We start from the raw sequence: 20,190 nt of genomic DNA on the forward strand, positions 1-20,190 counted from the left end.
GTCACCCCAGGCTGGATGCGACCAGCAGCACAGGCGGGCGGCGGCGGTGGATGGCGAGGTGCGGGTGGTGAGCGACCTGGCCGGGAGTCGGGAGGGGCTCGTCGACCACGTCGAGGCTGAAGCCGTGCCGGCGGAGAGCGGCCAGCGTCGAGCCGATAGTGCGGTGATACTTGATCACACCGTCGACGAACCAGGAACGCCGCCGCACCCCTTCGTCGGCGTAGTCGTCCACGACGCAGTCGGCGGCAACCACCGGCGCCGTCATCACCGGATGCTCGACCGAGAACACCAACGAGCCACCCGGCGTCAGCCATCGGGCGACCCGCGCGACCAGGTCGGAGAAGTCCTCGACATAGTGCAGCGCCATGCTGCTCACCACGAGATCCGCACATCCCGGCTCCAGATCGAAGGCGGCCAGATCCGACCGCACATAACGAACAGCCGGATGCTGAGCCGCCGCTGCCAGCATCTGTTCCGAAGCGTCGACCGCGATCACCTCGTCCGCACCCGCCTCCGCAAGCCGGACCGCCAGACCACCTTCACCACACCCGAGATCGACAACCCGCAGTTCCCCGACCGGCGGCAGTACGGCGTCCATCGCGGGGATCTCGAGTTCGTCGTTCAACCCGAGTCCGGTCCGCCGCAGTTCGCGGTAGCCGTGCAGGAACGCCGGATCGTCGTACACCTCGGAGCCCTTCACAGCCAGCGCTCCAGGTCGTGGATGTCGATCATCGGCAGTTCCCACCGCAGCGCGAACTGCTCCAGGTCGGCCGGTCCCGCCATCACGCCGTCCGGTCGCATCACCTCGCAGCACACACCGACCGGCGCCAGCCCGGCCGCGACACACAGCGCGACCGTCGCCTCCGTGTGCCCTTGCCGTTCGGCCAGCAGCCCGGGCCGCGCCGCGAGCGGAAACACATGCCCAGGCCGCAGGAAGTCGGTCGGTACGGCGTCCGCCGACGCCAACCTGCGGATCGTCGCCGCCCGCTCGGCAGCGGCCACCCCGGTCCCGGACGAGGACGCCAGGTCCACCGACACATGCATCGCCGTCCCCTGCCGATCGCCCTCACCCGGCATCGGCGGGATCTCCAACCGCTCCAGTACGTCGGCCGCACACGGAATCGTCGTGTGTCCGCAGACCTGCGTGAGCAGGAACGTCATCGCCTCCGGCCGGAACCGCTCACCGGCGAAGACGACATCGCCCTCGCTCTCCGCCGTCGGATCCCACACCACGGCTCCGCCACCGGCGGCGATCTGCGCAACCACCTTCTGTACGCCGACCTCGCCGCTCAACTGACCGGCCCACGGCAACTGCGACACCGCCCGCAGCAACTCGGGACCGTGCCCCTCGCGCGCCATCCGGACCAGGAGGTCGCTCTCCAGGTTGACCCGATCGCCTTCGACCAGCGTCCCGAGCTTCGTCTTCTGCAAGGTGTTCGGCACCAGGACGACCGAGAACCGATCCTTCAGCACTTCGGCGACCGTGATGCTCACGCCGTCGATCCCGACCGACGACTTCGCCACCAGTCGGGCGAGCAGGCGGTCCGGCGGCTTGATCCAGACCCGGCGGCCGGCCGGTTCGTCGCCGACCCGGAGCACCTTGCCCACTCCCTCGACATGCCCCTGGATCAGGTGACCGTCGATCCGATCGCCCACCGCGACCGGCAGCTCGACGTGCACCGTCCTACCGGAGGTGATGCGATCCAGCGTCGTACGGCGCCGGGTCTCGGCGGTCACGGTCACCCGGAGTTCACCGGGAGCGGCCGGCTCCGCGGTGAACCTGACCCCGTCGACACAGACCGCACCACCCGGCGCGACCTCGAGTCCGGATTTGATCCGCAGTACGTCGTCGGTGACCTCGACGACCGTGGCGGTGTGCTCGATTCGTCCTGTGAACATGCTTCGCTCTCCGGCAGAAGGATCCGGCCAGGGACCCGCACGGGTCCGAGCTGAAGCGGGGTATCACCGCGTGGCCCCGGTCGTGGCCGGGTCACTCCGCCGTCCGGCGGAGCCGACGGGCCCGGGATCGCTCCCGACCGTCACACCTGGAATCGCACCAGTCGGCAGTAAACCACACGCCAGCCGTTGACCGTCGTGACAGCCGAGGTTACCGTGACCGGAAATCGATTTCTCAGCCAGAGCTCTGCCCTCCCGCCCTAGGAGACACGCATGCGGAAACGATGGTTGCTCCTCGTCCCTGCCCTGATCGGAGCGGCCCTGGTGCCCGCCGACCAGTCCCCACCGGCCCAGGCCGCGCCGGTACCGTCGCCCGCCGAGCGGGTCGCGAAGCTGACCGGCCCGGAGTCGATCAACGACACGGAGGCCCGGTTCGGGCTGAAGGCGACCGACCTCGGCATCCTGTGGGACAACGGATCCGGGGAGATCCTGACCGCGTTCGGTGACAGCTACGGCAGCGGCTGGACCGGGCCGGGCGGCGGGACCGGCGACCAGGCCACCATCGACTGGCGGTGCAACCTGCTCCTGCGCAGCAAGGACCGCAACCTGGCCGACGGGATGACGCTGGACTCCGCGGCCGAGGACCGGCCTGGTCACGCCAAGCAGTTCCTGGACTGCAAGAAGGTCGACCGCGACGAGCACACCGTCATTCCGACCGCGGGCATCTCGGTCGGTAAGCGCCAATACGTGCAGTACATGTCGGTCAACTACTGGGGTCCGGCCGGCAGCTGGTTCACCAACTACTCGGGCTTCGCCTACTCCGACGACAACGGCGAGACCTGGACCAAGGACGCGGACGCGCGCTGGCAGAACACCAAGGCCTGGGACGACAACTTCCAGATGGTCGCGCTGACCCGCGACCAGGGCTACGTCTACATGGTCGGTACGCCGAACGGACGCTTCGGCAACGCCCACGTCGCTCGGGTCCCGGAGAAGCTCGTGCTGGAGAAGAAGGCCTGGCGCTACTGGGACGGCCGGACCTGGTCACCGCAGGAGTCGGCCGCCGCGCCGATCGCGGTCGGTCCGATCAGCGAAGTCTCGGTGCAGTACAACGCGTACCTGGGCAAGTGGCTGATGATGTACCTCGACGAGTCGCGGGCCTCCGTCGTACTGCGTTCGGCGAAATCCTTGACCGGACCGTGGAGCGGCGAGCAGGTCGTTGTCAAGGGCACCGACTACCCCGGCCTGTACGGGACCTTCATGCACCCGTGGTCGTCCGGCCCGGACCTGTACTTCACGATGTCGCAGTGGGACCCGTACAACGTGTTCCTGATGCACACCAAGCTGACTGACGACGGACAGGTCACCAACCTGGTCACCGATCCCGGCTTCGAAGCCCAGACCGGCAGTACGCCGACCGCACCCTGGCAACTGAGTGGACGCGGCGGCATCGACCGCACCAACCTCGGCCACAGCGGCGCCAACAACGCGTACGTCCGCGACTCGATCGGCGCGCACCAGCTCCAGCAGACTGTTGCCGTCCGCCCCCATCACAAGTACCGGCTGTCCGCCTGGATGCGGACCGCGGAGAACAACTCCGAGACCATGCTCGGCGTACGCACTCTCCGCGGCAAGACCATCGCGCAGCAGACCGGCGGCGCGCATCCGGCGTACGCGAAGGTCAGTGTGGACTTCGACTCCGGAAGTGAGTCGCTCGTCCAGCTGTACGGCGGCTTCTTCGGTCACGGTCAGGATGTGTGGCTGCAACTGGACGACGTCGTCGTGGAGGAGATCCGGTGAGGCGGCTGGTCCTCGTCCTCGCGATCATCGCCGGCTGCCTGGTCACGACGGGCACCGCGGAAGCCGCGACGGGGCAACTGCTGCGCGACGACACCGGCCTGTATCCGCGGGCGATCCGGCTCGAGCACAGCGGCGCGGCGAACGGCCGGATCCTGGCCAGTGTCGTGACCTTCCAGGGCAACGCGGACGGCGTCGGCGCGATCTACGAGAGCACGAACAACGGTGCCAACTTCACCCAGGTCGGCACCGTCGAGGACTCCGGGGCCGCGGACGGCAAAGGGCTGTGCTGCGCCACCCTCTTCGAGCTGCCGACAGCGATCGGCGCCATGCCGGCCGGGACGTTGCTGTGGGCCGCGTCGATGGGCGCCGACGCGCGACCGATGTCACTACGGATCCTGAAGAGCACCGACGTCGGCCGCACGTGGTCGTACCTGTCCAGTTGCGCGACTGCCCCGAACGACCGCGGACTGTGGGAGCCCGAGTTCTCGGTCGCAGCCGACGGCCGGCTGGTCTGTCACTACTCGGACGAGACCGATCCCGCGCACAGCCAGAAGTTGATGGAGGTCCGCAGTACCGACGGTGTCACCTGGACCGATCCCCGGCCGACGGTGTCCAGCCCGACGTTCGGGCATCGCCCTGGCATGCCCGTCGTACGACGGTTGCCGAGTGGGACGTACGTGATGTCGTACGAGATCTGCGGCCTCGGCGGGCAGTACGACTGCGTCGTCCACACCCGGCAGTCGCCGGACGGCTGGAACTGGGGATCGCCGTCCCACCTCGGCTTCCGCGCGCAGACGGTGGACGGGAAGTACTTCACGCATGCGCCGACACTCGCGCCGGCGCCGAACGGCAAGCTGCTGCTGATCGGCCAGATCCTGCAGAACGCCGACGGATCGGTTGCCGCCGACAACGGGCGGACGATCTTCGCCAACACCGAGGGATCGAACGGCAACTGGTACGAGCTGCCCGCACCCGTTGCCGTCAACAACCCTTACAACAACTACTGCCCCAACTACAGCTCACCGATGATCCCATCGGCCGACGGCAACACCGTCCTGGAACTCGCCACCGACTACGACGGCACCGTCTGCAAGACCTACTACGCCACCGGCTCCGCGATCGGCACCCAGGACGCGAGCGGCGTGACGGATGCGACGTACCGGCTGGTGAGTGCGCAGAGCGGGAACTGCCTGGATGTCGCGGCGGACTCACGCGAGCCTGGCGGCAACATCCAGCAGTGGACCTGCAACAACCTCGGACCGCAGAACTTCCAGCTCACCTCGGAGGGCAACGGGTTCTTCCGGTTCCGCGGGCAGAACAGCGGGCTCTGCATGGAAGTCGCGAGCAACTCCTCGACGCCGGGTGCGAACGTCCAGCAGTGGACGTGTCAGGACGGCGGGTGGCAGCGGTGGCGGGCGGTGAACGTGGGCCGCGGCTACTACACGTTCGTCGGCCAGAACAGCAGCCTGTGCCTGGACGTGGCCGGTGGCTCGCCGGCGCCCGGAGCCAATGTGCAGGTCTGGAGCTGCAACAACCTCCAGCCCCAGATCTGGCGCCTGGAACGCCGCTGACCTGCGCCCCCGCTGGTCGGTCAGGAGGCTTCAGCCGGGCGGCGGCGCCGTCGGCGGGGGCCGGTACGGCGGCGGACGGGGCGGCGGGGTCCGACCAGGCGGGGTCCGGCGAGGCGATCCTCGAGTCGCCGGGCCTCGCGGCGGATCGGCTGCGCGACGTACTCGCCGAGGATGACGCCCGACGCGATCGCGACGCCGATGGCGACCGCGGTGGCGAGGCTCACGATGCCGAGCAGGTCGCCGAGACTCATCAGCTCGTACAAGCCCTTGTAAATCGTGAGTCCGGGCAGCAACGGGATCGTCCCGGACACGACCACGACCAGCGGCGGCACGCCGAACCGGCGACCGAGCGAGTAGCTACCGATCCCGACCGTGAACGCGGCCGCGGCGGTCGACCACGCCGGCCCGAAGTCCGCGCGGGTCATCAGCGTGAACACCAGCGACCCGGCAGCGCCGATCACCGCGACCGGCAGCAGGGCCCGCAGCGGCGCGTACGACGCGTAGGCGAACGCGACCGCCATCAGCGCACCGGAGCCGACCATGATCGGCAGGTTCGCCAGCTGGATCGTCTGCGCCTCGAGACCGACGTTCAGACCGAACCTCAGGCCTAGTGCGAGCCCCAGACTCACACCCGCGATGATCCCGCCGGTCAGCAGCATCGCCTCCAGCAGGCGGGCCGCCGCAGTCACGTAGTACCCGGTGATCGCGTCCTGGACAGCACCGGTGAGCGCGATCCCGGCCAGCAGCATGATGATGCCCGCGGCAACTACCAACGACGGCTTCACCGGCGCATGAACGGCGTACAGGATCAGCGCGACCGCGCTGGCAACGAACGCGCCGGCCACCTGCTGGTAGAACGCGGGCAGTCGCTGCCGGCTGAACCACCGGTTGTTCAGGTCGATCACGACCGCGGTGACGACCGCCACCAGCGTGATCAGCCAGCCTCCGCCGAGCAGCAGCGTCGCGCCGCCGGCCATCACACCCCAGGCGAGTACGGCGGTCCAGCGCGGGTACGGCGGACCCGCCGACGTCAGCCGCGCCAGTTCGCGACTCGCCTCGTCCCGGGTCAGGTCACCGCGGGCGAACCGCCGTACCAGCCGATCGACCTCGGTCAGCCGGGAGAAGTCCTGCGACCGGTAGCGGACCAGCCGGATGTGCGTCTCCGGCGCGACGTCCGGCGCCGCCTGGTACGAGATCGCCATCGAGGTGAACGTGATGTCGACCTCGCAGCCGCGCAGACCACCGGCCGCGGTCACACCCAGGATCGTCGCGGTAGCGTCCGCCGTACCGGCACCGCTGGACAGCAGCACCTCACCGACCCGCAACGCCAGGTCGAGGGTCCGGTAGACCTCCCGCTGCTCGTCCCGCTCCATCACTCAGCCGTCACCTAGCAGGCGATGGGCCATCGCCAGGTCGGTGATCAGGATGTTGACCCAGCCCCCGAGCAACGCGGCGCGGATCGCGGAGAACTTCCGGTCCCCGCCCGCGACGCCGATCCGGCGCGGCACCGCCAGCAACTCCTTGGCGGTCACCCCGATGACCCGCTGGTCGAACGTCGAGCGCACGTGCCTTCCCTCTTCGTCGAAGAACCGGAAACAGACGTCACCGACGGCACCCAGCCGGCGAAGCTCGTCCTGGTCGGCCTCGGCGACCGCGTTCCCACTGCGCTGCAGCAGCGGCGAGGGCTCGAGGCTGCCGATCCCGACCAGGGCGTCGGTGAGCTGTCCCCAGGTGCCCAGAACGTCCCGAACGGACACGTCGTTCATCATCGCCCGCCGGACCGCGGGCGTCCCGACCAGTCCGGGCGCGGGCAGGTAGACCGGCATCCCACCGGTCAGCTCGGCGAACCGCGCGGTCAGCCGGGTCGCCTGCATCTGCACCGCCGCGTCACCCAGGCCGCCGACGATCTGGACCACCCGGTCGACCACCGGGACGCTCTTGCGGGGCATCCGGTCGACCGCGCTGATCAGCGTCTCGCTCCAGGACGAGATCCCGATCACGTGCGCACCGGTCAGCGTCATGTCCAGGTACGCCGCCGCACCCGAACCCAGCGCCGGCAGTACGTCGTCCCCGGCGCCCGCGGTGTCGACGACCACCGCGTCCCGAAGCCCGTAGCGGCCCTGCAACTCGTCCTCGAGGTCGCTGTGCACCCCGCTCGGCATGGTCACCACTGTGTGCACGATGCCGACCTCGACGGCCTGCTTGAGCATCCGCGACACTCGCGCCTGGGAGAGGTTGAGCTCGGCCGCGATCCTCGGCTGCCGGATGCCCTTCTCGTGGTACATCCGGGCCACCTTCGCCAGCAGCCGCAACTCGTCCAGCCCGGGCTGGCGCACCGCGCGGTTGCCGTTGGCCACGTCGACTCCCCTTAGGACACGATCAGGAATGGACTATAGGTCAGCGGCGGCGGGCGAACCCGATAAACTGACCGCAGTTTGCAAGACCACACGTGCTCTGGGGTCGGTGAAATTCCGAGCCGGCGGTGACAGTCCGCGACCCGTACACCCGCGAGGGTGTCCGGTTGACCTGGTGGAACTCCGGGACCGACGGTGAAAGTCCGGATGGGAAGATGCACGTGGCAGTCTTCGCGATGCCGTCCGGTGTGCGCTGTCCGCGCGATCGGACCCGTCGTGGAGTTGTCGTTGCCCCGGAGTGCCAGGCCGAGAGGACAACGACCGTGACCACCGTGACAACCCGCCTGGACACCATCCAGCACGCCGTCGACCAGATCGCCCTCGGGCGACCCGTGGTGGTCGTCGACGACGAGGACCGCGAGAACGAGGGCGACCTGACGTTCGCCGCGAGCCTCGCGACCCCCGAGCTGATGGCGCTGCTCGTCCGGCACACCAGCGGCTACGTCTGCGCGCCGGCCGCGCCGGAGGTGCTCGACCGGCTCGAACTGCCGCTGATGGTGCCGGACAACCAGGACAGCCTGCGTACGGCGTACACCGTGTCGGTCGATGCGAGCAGTGGCGTCGGCACCGGCATCTCGGCCGCCGACCGGGCCCGGACCGTCCGGGTGCTGGCCGACCCGGCGGCCCGGCCCACGGACCTGATCCGGCCCGGCCACATCCTGCCGCTGCGCGCGGTGGCCGGCGGCGTCCGCCAGCGGCCGGGTCATACCGAGGCCACGGTCGAACTGGTCCGGCTGGCCGGGCTGCCACCGGTCGGCGTGATCGGCGAGCTGATGAACGACGACGGCACGCTGATGACCGGAGCCGACCTGCGCGCCTTCGCCGACACCCACGGCTTCGCGATGGTGTCGATCGCGGATCTGGTCACCTTCCTCGGCTGATCAGCCTGCGGGCGGCCGCCGCGATGCCGTCGGGTGAGAGCCCGAAGTGGTCCAGCAGGTATCCGGCTGACCCGGTGGGCGCGAACTCGGGGATCCCGAGGATCGTCACGCGGGCCGGATGCTGCTGGACGACGGTCTCCGCGACGGCGCCACCTAGCCCGCCGCCGGACACCGCCTCCTCGGCGGTCACGATTCCGGCCGTCTCCCGCGCGGCCGCGACCACAGCACCGGTGTCCAACGGCTTCACCGTCGGCATCGAGAGCACCCGGGCCGAGATCCCTTCCGTGGCGAGCTGCTCGGCCGCGGCGATCGCTCGCCACAGCACGGTCCCGTTGCTGATCAGCGTCACGTCGTCGCCGGCCCGGACGGTGATCGCCCGGCCGAGCCGGAACTCGTAGTCCTCGTCGTACACCTTCGGCACGCTCATCCGGCTGACCCGGATGAACACCGGCCCGTCCGAGGCCGCCGCCCAGCGCAACGCGGCCGCCGTCTCGATCGGGTCGGCCGGCACGATCACCGTCAGGTTGGAGATCGCCCGCAGCCAGGCGATGTCCTCGATGGAGTGGTGGGTGGGGCCGAGTTCGCCGTACGCCACCCCTGGACTCATCCCGCACAGCTTCACGTTGGTGTTCGAGTACGCGACGTCCGCCTTGATCTGCTCGAGCGCGCGGCCGGTGAGAAAGCAGGACGCGGCCGACACGAACGGGATCCGGCCGCCGTTGGCCAGGCCGGAGGCGACCCCGACCATGTCCTGCTCGGCGATGCCGACGTTGATCAACCGGTCCGGGAACGCCTTGCGGAAGCTGCTCAGCTTGCTCGAGCCGACCGAGTCGTTCACCACCCCGACGATCCGGTGGTCCGCGTGCGCGAGCTCGACCAGCGTCTCGACGTACGCGTCCCGGCAGTCGTACCGCGGCCGGTCGGCGATCGAGGTCTCGACGATGGTCATCGAAGCTCCTTGGCGTAGCCGGGAACAACAGCTTCCAGCTCGGCCAGTGCCTGCTGGAACTCCGCCACGTCCGGCACCCGGTGGTGCCACGCGACGTTGTTGCTCATGAACGAGATCGGGTGGCCCTTGTGGGTGTGCGCGATCACGAAGGTCGGCTTCCCGGGCCGGAACGGTACGGCGGACAGCACGTCGAGCAGCTCGCCGTGGTCGTGACCGTTCACCTCGGCCACCGCGAACCCGAACGCCGCCGCCTTGTCCGGCAACGGATCCAGGTCGTTGGTCTCCTTCGTGGTGGCGCCCTGCTGCAGCCGGTTCCGGTCGACGATCACGGTCAGCCGGTCGAGCTGGTACTGGGACGCGGCCATCATCGCCTCCCAGTTGCTGCCCTCCTGCAACTCGCCGTCGCCGACCAGCACATACGTACGCCGCAGTGACACGTCGAGCTTGGCCGACAACGCGTGCCCGACCGCGACCGGCAGGCCGTGACCGAGCGGACCGGTGTTCGCCTCGACGCCGGCCACCTTGCGCCGGTTCGGGTGACCGTTGAGCGCGGACAGCGGCTTCAGGAACGTGGCCAGGTCGTCGACCGGCAGGAACCCGAAGGCGGCCAGCGTGGTGTACAGCGCCCCGGCGACGTGGCCCTTGCTGAGGATGAACCGGTCGCGCTCGGGGTCGGTGACCGAGTCCGGCGTGATGTCGAGGACCGCGCCGTACAGGGTGGCCAGGATGTCGATGGCGGAGAAGTCACCGCCGATGTGGCCGGCTCCGGCGTAGTGGACCAGCTTGAGGTCCTGGATCCGGATCTGCCGGGCCGCCTCGGCGATGTGCGCCACCTGCTCGGCGCGGCTGCTGTGGATCGGCAGCCGCCCGAGCATCGGCATCGTCGTGTGTTCGACGGTCAGCGTCATGCGATCTCCGCCATGGAACTCAGCAAGACCTTCTGCACCAGCTTCTGTGCCGCCAAAGCATCGTGCGACGCCTGGGCCGCGGCCAGTGCCTCGTCGTCGAGTACGTCGAGCGCGTGGTGCACCGCCTTCAGGAACCGGATCGCCTGCTTGGCGGCCTCGACACTGTCCTCGCGGAACGGGAACTGGTCCAGCTGCCAGACGCCCTCCCAGTTGTTCTTCCGCAGCGTGTGGAAGAACTCGAACGTCTCGACCAGGTGGACCGAACCGACCACCATGTCGTCGTCCCAGCCCCGCAGGTTGTCGTTCACATCGATCGCGAACAGGCGGTTGTAGTCGATCGCCAACTGCGCCGCGTCGGCCGGTGTCTCCTGGCCGTAGAGCGAGTGGCCGAAGTCGAGCAGGATGCCCAGGTTCGGCAGTCCGATCTTCTCGATGCCGAGCAGCGTACGGGCGACGTTCGGGAAGATGATCTTCACCCGCGGCTCGCGCGGCTTGTACTCGATCACGAAGTTGATGTCGGGGTGCGCCGAGACGAGCTCCTTCAGGCCGTCCAGTGCCAGGTTCCAGATGTCGTGGTAGTTCACCTGGAACGGGTAGTCCCAGCCGTCCTGGCCGGGCCACAGCTTCACGTACGAACAGCCCAGGTCCTTGGCCAGCTCGGTTGCCTGGTGCAACAGTTCCGTCGCCTGCTTGCGAACGCCCGGGTCCGGGTTGGTCAGCGAGCCCTTGACGAAGTCGCGGGTGTAGATCTCCGGCGTGATCGCGATCGCCTTGAGGTTGTTGCGCTTCAGCGCGTCCTTCACCTCGTCCAGCGTCCCGTCGTACCCCGCGAACGGCCAGTTCAGGTCGACCACGGACAGGTCGCCGACGGCGCCGGCCCGGTCGATCTGCTCGAGCAGCCCCACCGGCGGTCCGTAGCCGTCGGTGGCGTAGCGGTCCTTGTACGTCGCGAAGTGCCAGATCCCGGCACCGAACACCGGCAGGTCGGTCATGATGTGCTCCTTTGGCGGGCGAAGCGGCGGATCTTGGCGAACATGTCCTCCAGCAGGAAGCGGACGTCGACCTGTTCGCAGACGTGGATCGGGTTGTCGGTGCCGGGCAGGTACCAGCCGTCGACGCCGAAGCGCGGTGCCGGCCGGACCCGGAAGTTGCCGCTGTGCGGGTAGAGCATCAGTGAGATGGCCGGGGAGTCGCCGAGCGAACGGGACTCGATCGGCTCGCCGTGCCAGGTGGCGTTCCAGTCGATCAGCTGGTCGATCAGGTACTTGCCGAGCGGGCCGGCGTCGCCGATCTTCTCCTCGAGCTCGGCGTAGCTCACCGAGACCTTCGTGTAGACGTCGCTGGTGACCTGCCACACCGTCATGCCGGAGCCGAAGACCACGTTCGCGGCGTGGATGTCGTTCGACAGGTTGAACTCCATCCGGTGGTCCGCGCTGTAACCCTGGTAGCCGCGACCGCCGATCCAGATCACGATGACGTCCCGGTCGACGATCGCCGGGTCGAGCAGGATCGCCGAGGCCATGTCGGTGAGCGGGCCCAGGAACGAGACGAACAGCGGGTCGTCCTTCGAGGCGAGCTTGGACTCCTCGATGATCAGCTGCGCACCGGGCGAGTCCAGCGGGGTCTGCTCGTCCGGGATGCCTGTCGGAGCGCCGTTCGCGACGGGCACCTTGCCGGTCAGGTCCAGCAGGCCGAGCAGCAGGTCGATCTCCTCGCGTGACTCCTCCATGCTCCGGTCCGACCGGCGGGTGCCGAAGTGCGCGGGAATCAGCCCGCGGATGTCGAAGGTGGGCGACAACAGCCCATGCACGATCGCGAACTGGTCGTCGGCCTCGTTCTTGGCGTCGGTGTTGATGATCACCCGGCGTCTGCTCGGCTTCACCTGCGTCGACCTCCGTCGGTGGCTCGAATATATATTCACTACTGCATAACCTGTCGCCATGAGTGTCGCCACGACGCTAGAGTCCCGTCAAGGGCTCGGTTGAACGTTGTCTGACTTGGAGGGCGATCGATGGCGCCGGCCGTACTCGCCGTGGACCAGGGCACCACGAACTCGAAGGCCGTCCTCGCGACTGCCGACGGCACCGTACTGGCCACCGGGTCCGCGCCGGTCCGGCTCTCGGCTCCGCGGCCCGGCTGGGCCGAGCAGGATGCCGACGACCTGTGGCGCAGCGTGCTCGAGGCGATCTCGTCGTGTCTGGCCGCCGCGGGGCCCGTCGAGATCGCCGGGATCGGATTGTCGACGCAGCGTGAATCGGTGGTCGGCTGGGACCGTCGTACCGGCGAGGCTGTGGGCCCGGTCATCGGTTGGCAGGACGTGCGTACGACGTCCTGGTGTTCGTCGCTCCCGGCCGGCTTGGACACGCTGGTGCGATCTCGCACCGGACTGCGGGTGGATGCGATGTTCTCGGCGCCGAAGCTGCGCTGGCTGCTCGACCACACGAACGCCGATCGGGTGGGCACCGTGGACTCGTGGCTGATCCATCGGCTGACTGGTTGCCGTGAGCACCTGACTGACGCGGGCAATGCCTCACGGACTCTGCTGTACGACGTACTCGAGCTCGACTGGTCCCCGGCACTGCTCGAGGCCTTCGGCGTACCCCGATCCGTACTGCCCGAGGTACGACCGTCGAACGCCGGATTCGGCGTCACCGCGGGCGTTTCGGGCCTGCCGGACGGGATCCCGATCGTTGCCGTGCTGGCGGACTCGCATGCGGCGATGTACGGCCAGGGCTGCACGCAGGCCGGGATGATCAAGGCGACGTACGGGACTGGGTCGTCGGTGATGACGCCGGTCGATGAGTTCGTCGCGGACGGATGCACCCTGGCGTGGCTGACGGACCAGCCGCTGTACGCGCTCGAGGGGAACATCGTCTCGTCGGGCGCCGCGCTCGCCTGGACTGCCACCATGCTCGGACTGCCGGACGTCGGCGCGTTGATGGAACTCGCGGCGAGCGTGAACGACGCCGGCGGAGTCAGCCTGGTGCCCGCGTTCGCCGGCCTCGGGGCCCCGCACTGGGACCGCGCCGCGCGGGCCGCGATCACCGGGATGAGCAGCTCCACCACCCGCGCGCATCTGGCCCGTGCCTGCGTCGATGCCGTCGCTCACCAGATCTGCGACGTCACCGACACCATTCCGGGCACACCCGCACGCCTGCGCGCCGACGGCGGCGCGACCGTCTCGGATCTCCTCATGCAGACCCAGGCCGATCTGCTCGGCCACCCCGTGGAAGCCGCCGATGTGGCCGAGATCTCGGCCCTCGGCGCCGCCGAACTCGCCTGGACCACTCTCGGCGCTCCCACCGGCTGGGCCACCCAGCGCGGCTACCGCGACTTCAAGCCCGCCATCGACCCCGCTGCGCGAGCGAGCCGCCGCGCCGAGTGGGCGGCCGCGGTCGCCTCGGTTCGCACCTCGAAGTGACGTCCATCTCGCTCTGAGTGCGCTGACCGGATGCGGTCGGACATCGCTTTCCGTGACGGGTTGACTCGTCGTGACGGCCCACCTAAAGTTGCGGCCACAGGCCTCGGAAAGCCCTTTCCCAGGCTCACGAGGGGAGGCAGCGATGTGCGAGTTCGGACCGGGCTCGGCCACGGCGCTGCCGGGCGGCATCGGCATCTCGTTGCTGAAGGTGTACGACCGGCAGGCCCCGGACGGTTCGGCCGGCGGCTCCCCGCACGTGCACCTGGCCTGCTCCGAGGGGTACTACGTGGTCGCCGGCTCCGGCGCAGTCCAGACGCTGAACCCCAAGGGCTTCGCGGAGACCCCGCTCGAGGCCGGCGCTGTGGTCTGGTTCGACCCCGGGACGATTCACCGGCTGGTCAACGGCGGCGGTCTCCAGATCCTGGCGCTGATGTCGAACTCCGGGCTCCCCGAGGCCGGCGACGCGGTACTGACGTTGCCGCCGGAGCACCTGACGGACCGCACGACCTATCTGAAGGCGACCACCCTCACCGGCGAGGGTGAGGTCCGGACCACGTCCGCGATGGCCCGGCGCAACCTCGCGCTCGACGGCTTCGCCGTCCTGCGGGAGTCCTACGAGACCGACGGGCCGTCCGCGCTGGACGACTTCTACGCGGCGGCGATCCGGATCGTCCAGCCGCAACTGCCGGACTGGCGTCGCCGCTGGGCGCAGGGCGCTCGCCGGCTGGCCGAGCAGACCGGCGCCGCCCTCGATGCTCTCGAAGCCGGTACGGCGCCGCACCTACAGACCGCTGAACTCCACGAACTACCCGCCCCCACCGAGTTCGGCCTGCATGGCATGTGCGGTCGCCTCGACACCTACGACATTTCTTCGCGAGAGGCAGAACAGTGAACGAGCGACGCGTCGGCATCGTGATGAACGGCGTCACCGGCCGGATGGGCCTGCGCCAGCACCTCGAGCGTTCCATCGTGGCGATCCGCGCGCAGGGCGGCCTGCCCGCCGCCGACGGGACGATGATCATCCCCGAGCCGATCCTGGTCGGCCGCAACGAGCTGAAGCTGCGCCGGATCGCGGAGCAGCACGGCCTGACCCGGTGGACCACCGACCTGTCCGAGGCGCTCGCCGAGCCGGACGTCGAGATCTACTTCGACTCGTCGCTGACCCAGCTCCGGGAGAAGGGCGTCCGCGCCGCGGTCGAAGCGGGCAAGGCGATCTACTGCGAGAAGCCGATCGCGGAGAGCCTGGACGCGGCGATCGACCTGGCCCGGCTGGTCCGCGACGCCGGACTGAAGAACGGCATCGTCCAGGACAAGCTGTCGCTGCCCGGCCTGCGGAAGCTCAAGCGCCTCGTCGACGGTGGGTTCTTCGGCCGGATCCTCTCGGTCCGCGGTGACTTCGGCTACTGGGTCTTCGAGGGTGACTGGCAGGAAGCGCAGCGGCCGTCGTGGAACTACAAGCTCGAAGAGGGCGGCGGCATCATCCTCGACATGTTCTGCCACTGGCGGTACGTGCTCGACCAGACCTTCGGCCAGGTCAAGTCGGTGTACTGCCAGGGCGCGACCCACATCCCGACCCGGGTCGACGAACAGGGCAACGAGTACGCCGCCACCGCGGACGACTCGGCGTACGGCGTCTTCGAGCTGGAGGGCGGGATCATCGCGCAGATGAACTCGTCCTGGGCGACGCGGGTGTTCCGCGACGAGCTGGTCGAGTTCCATGTCGACGGGACCGAGGGATCCGCGGTCGCAGGGCTGCGGAACTGCCGGGCGCAGCACCGGTCCGCGACACCGAAGCCGGTGTGGAACCCGGACCTGCCGGCCACCGAGAAGTTCCGCGACCAGTGGGCGACGGTGCCGGACAACGAGGTGTTCGACAACGGGTTCAAGGTGCAGTGGGAGATGTTCCTGCGGCACGTGGTCGACGACGCGCCGTTCACCTGGGACTTCGTCGAGGCCGCCAAGGGCGTGCAGCTGGCCGAGCTGGGCCTGCAGTCCTGGCGCGAAGGCCGCAAGCTCGAAGTCCCTGCCTTGAACCTCGAGGGACAGCTGTGACGCTCGAGGTTCACCTTCCATCCGGTGGTGGGTCGGAGAGGTACCGGTTGGTGGGTGAGCCGGTTGCTCAGGGCACCTATTCGCCGGCTCGGTCGCGGCTGGCGTTTGCGGCTGCGCATGTGGTGGCGGATCCGCTGGGAGACAACTCGCCGGGTGCGCCCGCGGTGATTGACTGGGAGCACACGCTGGAGTTCCGGCGGCATCTGTGGTCGCTGGGGTTGTCGGTGGCTGAGGCGATGGATACCGCGCAGCGTGGGATGGGGCTGGACTGGCCGGCGACGCAGGAGCTGATCCGGCGGTCCGCGGCCGAGGCGCCGGACGGGCGGATCGCGGTTGGCGTCGGCACAGACCAGCTCACCGTCACGAACCGTCCCGCCGCCGGCTCGGACGGTGCCCACGAGTTGGACGCGGTGATTGCTGCGTACGAAGAGCAGCTCGGTCTGGCCGAGGAGGTCGGCGCACAGCCGATTCTGATGGCCAGCCGGGCGTTGTGTGCGGCGGCCGAGTCGCCTGACGACTACCGGAAGGTCTACGACCGGCTGCTGGGTCAATCGACCCGCCCGGTGATCCTGCACTGGCTCGGGTCGATGTTCGATCCGGCGCTCGACGGCTACTGGGGCAGCGACTCACTCGACACCGCCGCCGACGTCGTCGTCGATCTGATTGCCGACAATGCGACAAAGGTGGACGGCATCAAGGTCTCGCTGCTGGACGCCTCGCGCGAAGTTGCCCTGCGCAACCGTCTGCCGGAGGGCGTCCGGCTCTACACCGGCGACGACTTCAACTACCCGGCCCTGATCAAGGGCGACGACCGCTACAGCGACGCGCTGCTCGGCATCTTCGCCGCGATCGCGCCTGCCGCCGCGGCCGCGCTGAAGGCGCTGGACGACGGCGACCTCGACACCTACGACCGCGTCTTCGCACCGACGGTCCCGCTCGCGCGGCAGATCTTCTCGGCGCCGACGTACTACTACAAGACCGGGATCGCCTTCCTGGCCTGGCTGAACGGGCACCAGCCCGGGTTCTCGATGGTGGGTGGCCTGCAGACCGGCCGGTCGCTGCCGCACCTGGCCGACACCTTCCGGCTCGCCGATCAAGCCGGCGTACTGACGAATCCGGAGCTTGCCGTCCAGCGGTTCGGGCAGTTGCTGCGGGTGGGTGGGGTCGACGCGTGAATCGCTACAGCCTGAACCAGGCGACGACGAAGTACTGGCCGCTCGAGGATGTCGTCGCGGCCAGCGCCAAGGCCGAGCTGTCATGGATCGGGCTGTGGCGTGAGCCGATCCAGGAGTACGGCGTCGACAAGGCCGCCCGGCTCGTCGCCGACGCGGAACTGAAGGTGTCGTCGCTGTGCCGCAGCGGCTTCTTCACCAGCATGGATCCGGCGGAGCGAGAGGCCAAGATCGAGGACAACCGTCGCGCGATCGACGAGGCCGCCACGATCGGGACCTCCGTGCTGGTGCTCGTCAGCGGCGGTCTGCCGCCGGGCTCGCGCGACCTCGACGGCGCGCGTTCCATGGTCCGGGACGGGCTGGCCGAGCTGGCACCGTACGCGTCGGAACGTGGGGTGAAGCTCGCGGTCGAGCCGTTGCATCCGATGTTCTGCTCCGACCGGTGTGTGGTGTCGTCGCTGTCGGGTGCCCTGGATCTCGCCGAGCAGTTCCCGGCGTCGCAGGTCGGCGTGATCGTCGATGCCTATCACCTGTGGTGGGACGCCGACGTCTACCGGCAGATCGAGCGCGCGGGTGAGCGGATCCTCTCGTACCAGGTGAGCGACTGGGTCGTCCCGCTTCCGGAGGACACGCTGCTCGGCCGGGGCATGATGGGCGACGGCTCGATCGAGCTGCGCCGTCTCCGTGCAGCGTGCGATGCCGCCGGGTACGACGGGCCGATCGAGGTAGAGATCTTCAACCAGAAGCTGTGGGACGCACCAGGGCAGCAGGTCTTCGACCTGGCGCTCGCGCGGTATCGAGAACACGTCATCTGACCCTCGACATCAGGAGCTGACCGTATGAGTGACCGGACCATTCCCGCCGACGGCATCGGCATGCACCTCTACACGATGCGCGACGTGCTGGCCGAGGACTACCCGGGGACGCTGAAGCGCCTCGCCGGGATCGGATACCGCACGATCGGGGTGAGCGGGCGGTTCGACCACAGCGCCGAAGAGATCCGGTCCTTCGCGGACGACGCCGGGCTGTCGATCGTGCTCGAGCACGTCGGGTACACCCGGATGGCCGACGACTGGGACAGCGCACTGGCCGGCGTGAAGACGCTGGGCGGGAAGTGGGCCGTCGTACCGTCGATTCCCTCCGAGCTGCATTCGGTGGAGGGTTTCCGTACGGCGGCCGCGGCGTTCACCGAGGCCGGTAAGGCGGCGCGTGACGCCGGGCTGAAGCTGCTGTTCCACAACCACGGGCGCGACTTCGACTCGGTCGACGGGCAGATCCTGTTCGACATCCTGCTGGACGTCGATCCGGAACTGCTCGGGTTCGAGTTCGACCTGTACTGGGCGGTCGAGGGCGGCCAGGACCCGGCGAAGTACTTCCAGGAGAACCCGGGCCGGTTCCCGGCGCTGCACGTGAAGGACATGGCCGCGGACGGGTCGTGGGAGGACGTCGGTGCCGGCAAGCTCGACTTCGCCGCGATGTTCGCGCACGCCTCGGAGGGCGGCGTCGAGCAGTGGCTGGTCGAGCACGACAAGCCCACCGACGCCTGGCACTCGGCCGAGCGCAGCTACCGCGGCCTGACCGAACTCCGGTTCTGACCCGGGCTCGGTGTCCGCAGACAAACGCTTAACCGGATCAGATCTGGTGACGACCGCTCACTGCTGGTGAGATCGGTTTACGCTCGATCCGTGCAGAAGGAGCCCACGGTCCGGCTGACGGCAATCCGCCGCCTGTACGAGGTGAGCGCGCGGATGGGTGCCGGGCGGAGCCTGGCCGAGACACTGCAGGCGGTCGTCGACGGTGTGGTGGACGGGCTCGGCTTCGGCATCGCCGTACTGAACCTGCGCCACCCGGACGGCAAGTTCGAGGTGATCGCCGTGGCCGGCTCGCCGGAGGCGCGGGAAGCCCTGCTCGGCACGGTGAGCGCGGCGGACATCTTCGACGCCGAGTTCGCCATCGCGGACAAGTGGGGCGGACTGCGCTTCGTGCCGCACGAACGGCTGCCCGAAGGCGAGGTGGTCGGCTGGGTGCCCGAGATCCCGGTGTCGGACGACCCCGCCGCCTGGCATCCGCTGGACGCGTTGTTCGCGCCGCTGCACTCGTCCGACGGTGAACTGGTCGGGATGCTGGCGGTCGACCTGCCCGAGGATCAGCGGCGGCCCGGGCCGATCCACCGGGAGCTGCTGGAGATCTTCGCCACCCAGGCCGGGCTGGCGATCGACAAGGCTCGGTTGACCGACCAGTTGCTGGCCGAGAAGACCCGGCTCGAGGCGAGCGAGACGACGTTCCGGATGGTCTTCGAGGGCGCCGGCAACGGGATGGCCACGATCGCCTTCGACGGGTCCGAGGCGGGCCGGATCCTGCGCGTGAACGACGCCTTCTGCCGGATCACCGGGTACGCCGCCGACCAGCTGATCGGCGTACCGATGGTGGACTTCCTCCGCGACGAGGAGCCGGCCCAGTCCCGGCGCGAGCTCGAAGAGCTTGCCCGAGGCAACAGCACGTACCGGTTCGAGCGGATCTTCACCCGGCCCGGCGGCAACGAGATCTGGCTCGGCGGGACGGCGACGATCGTCGACCAGGGTCCCGGGCTGCCGCGGATCCTGCTGATCCAGATCGACGACGTGACCGCCCGCAAGGACGCGGAACGCGAGCTGCGCCACCACGCCGCGCACGACCCGCTGACCGGCCTGCCCAACCGCCGCCTGCTCCAGCACCGCTTCGCCGCGGTGCTGGAGCGGACCCGCGGGTCAGGCCGGCCCGGTGCCGTGCTGTTCTGCGATCTCAACCACTTCAAGCTGGTGAACGACGGCTACGGTCACGAGGCCGGCGACCGCGCGCTGCGCGAGATCGCCACCCGGCTGGCCGCCGAGGTCCGGCACGGCGACACCGTGGCCCGCCTCGGCGGCGACGAGTTCGCGATCCTCGCCGAGGACATCGCCGACGAGGACCTCGCGACCCTCATCACCCGCCTCGAGACCGCCGTCAGCCGCCCGCTCCCCGGTATCACCATCGAGGTCAGTACCAGCATCGGCACCGCCCCGATCACGCCCGACTCGACCGACCTGGACGCCCTCCTCCACACCGCCGACCAGGCGATGTACGACGCCAAACACCACCGCGACTGAG

At 69.1% G+C, this 20,190-nt stretch carries 18 protein-coding genes and 1 riboswitch; of the genes, 10 read left to right on the forward strand and 8 right to left on the reverse strand.

The features are described from left to right. Position 1: 1 nt before the first annotated feature. Both ACGFH6_RS38950 and ACGFH6_RS38955 read right to left on the reverse strand, forming a co-directional pair. Positions 2-700: a class I SAM-dependent methyltransferase gene (locus ACGFH6_RS38950; RefSeq protein WP_393394867.1), complete on the reverse strand. Its 699-nt coding sequence runs from the start codon at positions 698-700 to the stop codon at positions 2-4. Next, complete coding sequence (locus ACGFH6_RS38955; RefSeq protein WP_393394870.1) at positions 697-1,899, reverse strand: 3,4-dihydroxy-2-butanone-4-phosphate synthase; 1,203 nt, start codon at positions 1,897-1,899, stop codon at positions 697-699. The genes ACGFH6_RS38950 and ACGFH6_RS38955 overlap by 4 nt, the downstream gene beginning before the upstream one ends. 270 nt (positions 1,900-2,169) lie before the next feature. Between ACGFH6_RS38955 and ACGFH6_RS38960 the strand changes: the two genes are divergently transcribed. Both ACGFH6_RS38960 and ACGFH6_RS38965 read left to right on the forward strand, forming a co-directional pair. Beyond that, entirely contained in the window at positions 2,170-3,696 is a 1,527-nt protein-coding gene (locus tag ACGFH6_RS38960; protein ID WP_393394872.1) for a DUF4185 domain-containing protein, read from the forward strand. Continuing rightward, positions 3,693-5,267, forward strand: a complete 1,575-nt coding sequence (locus ACGFH6_RS38965; protein WP_393394875.1) for an RICIN domain-containing protein — start codon at positions 3,693-3,695, stop codon at positions 5,265-5,267. Before ACGFH6_RS38960 ends, ACGFH6_RS38965 begins: the two co-directional genes overlap by 4 nt. A gap of 20 nt (positions 5,268-5,287) precedes the next feature. On the opposite strand, the gene ACGFH6_RS38970 is transcribed toward ACGFH6_RS38965, so the two are convergent. Beyond that, on the reverse strand, positions 5,288-6,640 hold the full coding sequence (locus tag ACGFH6_RS38970; RefSeq protein ID WP_393394878.1) for a threonine/serine exporter ThrE family protein: 1,353 nt from the start codon (positions 6,638-6,640) through the stop codon (positions 5,288-5,290). Between the two features lie 3 nt (positions 6,641-6,643). Then, positions 6,644-7,624 (reverse strand): sugar-binding transcriptional regulator, encoded by a 981-nt coding sequence (locus ACGFH6_RS38975; protein WP_393394881.1) that lies wholly within the window; start codon positions 7,622-7,624, stop codon positions 6,644-6,646. A gap of 88 nt (positions 7,625-7,712) precedes the next feature. Then, positions 7,713-7,846, forward strand: a riboswitch (FMN riboswitch). A gap of 98 nt (positions 7,847-7,944) precedes the next feature. Between ACGFH6_RS38975 and ribB the strand changes: the two genes are divergently transcribed. After that, a complete protein-coding gene (ribB, locus tag ACGFH6_RS38980) occupies positions 7,945-8,562 on the forward strand; it encodes a 3,4-dihydroxy-2-butanone-4-phosphate synthase (protein ID WP_360436937.1) in 618 nt (205 codons plus the stop codon). Here ribB and ACGFH6_RS38985 read toward each other — a convergent pair. From ACGFH6_RS38985 to ACGFH6_RS39000, 4 genes are read right to left on the reverse strand one after another with little or no spacing between them, the layout of a single operon-like run. Next, entirely contained in the window at positions 8,546-9,511 is a 966-nt protein-coding gene (locus ACGFH6_RS38985) for a transketolase family protein (protein WP_393394884.1), read from the reverse strand. The genes ribB and ACGFH6_RS38985 overlap by 17 nt on opposite strands. Further along, the gene (locus ACGFH6_RS38990) at positions 9,508-10,419 is read right to left on the reverse strand and encodes a transketolase (RefSeq protein ID WP_393394887.1); all 912 of its coding nucleotides are present in this window, start codon (positions 10,417-10,419) and stop codon (positions 9,508-9,510) included. Before ACGFH6_RS38990 ends, ACGFH6_RS38985 begins: the two co-directional genes overlap by 4 nt. Further along, positions 10,416-11,411 (reverse strand): sugar phosphate isomerase/epimerase family protein, encoded by a 996-nt coding sequence (locus tag ACGFH6_RS38995; protein WP_393394890.1) that lies wholly within the window; start codon positions 11,409-11,411, stop codon positions 10,416-10,418. The genes ACGFH6_RS38990 and ACGFH6_RS38995 overlap by 4 nt, the downstream gene beginning before the upstream one ends. Next, positions 11,408-12,301: a nucleoside hydrolase gene (locus ACGFH6_RS39000; RefSeq protein ID WP_393394893.1), complete on the reverse strand. Its 894-nt coding sequence runs from the start codon at positions 12,299-12,301 to the stop codon at positions 11,408-11,410. Before ACGFH6_RS39000 ends, ACGFH6_RS38995 begins: the two co-directional genes overlap by 4 nt. Before the next feature lie 129 nt (positions 12,302-12,430). On the opposite strand from ACGFH6_RS39000, the gene ACGFH6_RS39005 reads away from it, so the two are divergent. From ACGFH6_RS39005 to ACGFH6_RS39035, 7 genes are all read left to right on the forward strand, one after another. Next, a complete protein-coding gene (locus ACGFH6_RS39005; protein ID WP_393394895.1) occupies positions 12,431-13,840 on the forward strand; it encodes an FGGY family carbohydrate kinase in 1,410 nt (469 codons plus the stop codon). Between the two features lie 142 nt (positions 13,841-13,982). Continuing rightward, the gene (locus ACGFH6_RS39010; RefSeq protein WP_393394898.1) at positions 13,983-14,732 is read left to right on the forward strand and encodes a cupin domain-containing protein; all 750 of its coding nucleotides are present in this window, start codon (positions 13,983-13,985) and stop codon (positions 14,730-14,732) included. Continuing rightward, positions 14,729-15,892, forward strand: coding sequence for a Gfo/Idh/MocA family protein (locus ACGFH6_RS39015; RefSeq protein ID WP_393394901.1), 1,164 nt, complete (start codon positions 14,729-14,731; stop codon positions 15,890-15,892). Before ACGFH6_RS39010 ends, ACGFH6_RS39015 begins: the two co-directional genes overlap by 4 nt. Next, entirely contained in the window at positions 15,889-17,067 is a 1,179-nt protein-coding gene (locus ACGFH6_RS39020; protein WP_393394904.1) for a dihydrodipicolinate synthase family protein, read from the forward strand. The genes ACGFH6_RS39015 and ACGFH6_RS39020 overlap by 4 nt, the downstream gene beginning before the upstream one ends. Beyond that, the gene (locus ACGFH6_RS39025) at positions 17,064-17,879 is read left to right on the forward strand and encodes a sugar phosphate isomerase/epimerase family protein (protein WP_393394906.1); all 816 of its coding nucleotides are present in this window, start codon (positions 17,064-17,066) and stop codon (positions 17,877-17,879) included. Before ACGFH6_RS39020 ends, ACGFH6_RS39025 begins: the two co-directional genes overlap by 4 nt. A gap of 24 nt (positions 17,880-17,903) precedes the next feature. Continuing rightward, positions 17,904-18,659, forward strand: coding sequence for a sugar phosphate isomerase/epimerase family protein (locus ACGFH6_RS39030; RefSeq protein ID WP_393394909.1), 756 nt, complete (start codon positions 17,904-17,906; stop codon positions 18,657-18,659). Positions 18,660-18,749: 90 nt separating this feature from the next. Further along, entirely contained in the window at positions 18,750-20,189 is a 1,440-nt protein-coding gene (locus ACGFH6_RS39035) for a diguanylate cyclase domain-containing protein (protein ID WP_393394912.1), read from the forward strand. Position 20,190 lies beyond the last annotated feature (1 nt).

Source organism: Kribbella sp. NPDC049227, assembly GCF_043197265.1.
Lineage (GTDB): Bacteria > Actinomycetota > Actinomycetes > Propionibacteriales > Kribbellaceae > Kribbella.

What these genes read in the sequence shown, in the direction of transcription:
- ACGFH6_RS39030 (WP_393394909.1), top strand. Translation starts at nt 17,904, where the DNA reads ATGAGTGACCGGACCATTCCCGCCGACGGCATCGGCATGCACCTCTAC.
- ACGFH6_RS38955 (WP_393394870.1), bottom strand. Translation starts at nt 1,899, where the DNA reads ATGTTCACAGGACGAATCGAGCACACCGCCACGGTCGTCGAGGTCACC.
- ACGFH6_RS38970 (WP_393394878.1), bottom strand. Translation starts at nt 6,640, where the DNA reads ATGGAGCGGGACGAGCAGCGGGAGGTCTACCGGACCCTCGACCTGGCG.
- ACGFH6_RS38985 (WP_393394884.1), bottom strand. Translation starts at nt 9,511, where the DNA reads ATGACCATCGTCGAGACCTCGATCGCCGACCGGCCGCGGTACGACTGC.
- ACGFH6_RS38995 (WP_393394890.1), bottom strand. Translation starts at nt 11,411, where the DNA reads ATGACCGACCTGCCGGTGTTCGGTGCCGGGATCTGGCACTTCGCGACG.
- ACGFH6_RS38990 (WP_393394887.1), bottom strand. Translation starts at nt 10,419, where the DNA reads ATGACGCTGACCGTCGAACACACGACGATGCCGATGCTCGGGCGGCTG.
- ACGFH6_RS39005 (WP_393394895.1), top strand. Translation starts at nt 12,431, where the DNA reads ATGGCGCCGGCCGTACTCGCCGTGGACCAGGGCACCACGAACTCGAAG.
- ACGFH6_RS39010 (WP_393394898.1), top strand. Translation starts at nt 13,983, where the DNA reads ATGTGCGAGTTCGGACCGGGCTCGGCCACGGCGCTGCCGGGCGGCATC.
- ACGFH6_RS38960 (WP_393394872.1), top strand. Translation starts at nt 2,170, where the DNA reads ATGCGGAAACGATGGTTGCTCCTCGTCCCTGCCCTGATCGGAGCGGCC.